Annotated in this window: 1 protein-coding gene; it reads left to right on the forward strand. The window is 71.9% G+C overall.

Translation table 11 applies throughout. The features are described 5' to 3' along the window. On the forward strand, nucleotides 1–2,031 hold a 2,031-nt coding region (locus KGA66_RS28745; RefSeq protein ID WP_211472710.1), incomplete at both ends, for an SDR family NAD(P)-dependent oxidoreductase.

Consider the following 2,031-nt stretch of genomic DNA (forward strand, 5'->3'; position numbering starts at 1 on the left):
CCCGAAACCTGGGCCATCGCCGGCCCGCTGCGCGAAGAACTCGCCACCGCACTACGTGAGGCCACCCGCAGCGTTACCTCCCACGCAGAGTTCGACGATTTGCTCGCGGGAACCAGCGGACCGTCCGGACCGTCCATCGCGGTCCTGACCCTCGCGAACGACGGCATCGGCGTCCCAGCGAGCGTCCACGACGCGACCCGGCGGGCGTTGAATGCGGTCCAGGCATGGCTGCCGGACGCGCAACACGACGGAACCCGGCTGATCGTGCTGACCCGCTCGGCCATCGCCACCCACCAAGGCGAGCACGTCGCCGACCCGGCAGCCGCGGCCGTCTGGGGCCTGATCCGCAGTGCCCAATCCGAGAACCCCGGCCGCATCACCCTCATCGACACCGACAGCGCCCCGGCATCGCTCAACGCCATCCCCGCCGCCCTGGCCACCGATGAACCGCAGCTGGCGATCCGCGAGGGAGAACCGCACGCGGTCCGCCTGGCGAAGGTGGACATCAATGCGCAACTCGTCCCGCCCGCTGACACGGAATTCTGGCGTCTGCACACCGCGAAAGCCGGCAGCCTCGACGGCCTCGCCCTCGTGCCCTGGCCACAGGCCGGTGCACCGCTGGAACCCGGCCAGGTCCGGGTCTCCCTGCGCGCGGCGGGCGTCAACTTCCGCGACGTCGTGGTCACCCTCGGACTGGTGCAGGACGTCCGCTCCATCGGCGGCGAAGGCGCCGGCATCGTCGTCGAGACCGCGCCCGACGTCACCGACCTGCACCCCGGCGACCGCGTCATGGGCCTGTTCTCCGGCACCGGCCCCACCGCCATCACCGACCGCCGCCTGCTCACCCACATCCCACGCCGCTGGAGCTTCGCACAGGCCGCAGGCGTCCCGGTGGCGTTCCTCACCGCACACCACGCACTGAGCACCCTCGGCCGCCTCGGTGCCGGTGACAAGGTGCTGATCCATGCCGCAACCGGCGGGGTGGGCCTGGCCGCGCTGCAACTGGCGCGCCTGTCCGGCGCCGAGATCCACGCGACCGCGAGCCGCCCCAAGTGGCCGACGCTGCGCGCCTTCGGCCTGGCCGAGGACCACATCGCCTCGTCCCGCGACCTCGACTTCGAAGAGCACTTCCGCGCGGTCACCGGCGGCCACGGCTTCGACGTCGTCCTGGACTCACTCGCCGGCGATTTCGTCGACGCCTCGCTGCGGCTGACCGCCCCCGGCGGCCGCTTCATCGAAATGGGCAAGACCGATATCCGCGACGCCGACGACGTCGCCGCCCGCCACCCGGCGGTGACGTATCAGGCCTTCGACGTAATGGACGCCGGGCCCGACGCGATCGCCTGGATGCTCACCGAACTCAGCGCCCTGTTCGACAACGGCGCACTGCGACCCCTACCGGTCACCGCCTACGACATCCGGCACGCGCCCGAAGCGCTGCGCCACCTCAGCCGCGCCCGCCACATCGGCAAGCTCGTTCTCACCCTGCCCAAGAAGATCGACCCCGACGGCACCGTCCTGGTCACCGGCGGGACCGGAACGCTCGGCGCCCTGCTCGCCCGCCACCTCGTCGAACAGCACTCGGCCAAGCACCTGATCCTCGCCTCGCGCCGCGGCGCACAAGCCCCCGGCGCGGGCGACCTCGCCGCCGAGCTGACCGCCCTCGGGACCGACGTCAAGCTCGTGGCCTGCGACGCCGCCGACCGCGACGCGCTGGCGAACCTCATCGCCGCGGTCCCCGCCGCCCACCCGCTGACCGCCGTCGTGCACACCGCAGGCGTCACCGACGACGCCACGGTCGCCAAGCTCACCACCGAGCAGCTTGACAATGTGCTGCGACCCAAAGCCGACGCGGCCTGGAACCTGCACGCGCTGACCCGTGATCTCGACCTCGCCGTGTTCGCGCTGTACTCGTCGGCGGCGGGAACGGTCGGAAACCCCGGCCAGGCGAACTACGCCGCGGCCAACGCCTACCTCGACGCCGTGGCCCACCGCCGCCACATCAATGGTCTACCGGGGGTCGGCCTGGGG

The organism is Actinocrinis puniceicyclus (assembly GCF_018283645.1).
GTDB classification, from domain to species: domain Bacteria; phylum Actinomycetota; class Actinomycetes; order Streptomycetales; family Catenulisporaceae; genus Actinocrinis; species Actinocrinis puniceicyclus.